Below are 278 nucleotides of genomic sequence, written 5' to 3' on the forward strand. Positions count from 1 at the left end.
ATCTTAGAATTATTCTGTGATAGTAAAATAAAATTATAAATTTTTTCCAAGTTTCCCTTTGTTAGAGGATACAGTGTATCCTCTAAGTTATCAGAGATGTTTGAAGTTTGTATAATATTACCTAAAGTATCTTTTAAATCGTTTAATTCAAAATGATGAACATCAAAGTTTTTTGAAAATCTAATATCATTATTTTTTAACTCCGAGCCTCCAATTACAATAATAATCGATTTATTATATTGCTTTTCATAATGGGAGATATTATTGAGAAGGCGTAT

1 pseudogene is annotated in these 278 nt (G+C 25.2%); it reads right to left on the bottom strand.

The window, feature by feature from the left end:
- Positions 1-278 (bottom strand): annotated as a pseudogene (locus tag C1G53_RS13480) (DNA repair protein); the annotation flags it as partial.

This window comes from Streptococcus suis, assembly GCF_002960445.1.
GTDB classification, from domain to species: domain Bacteria; phylum Bacillota; class Bacilli; order Lactobacillales; family Streptococcaceae; genus Streptococcus; species Streptococcus hyiners.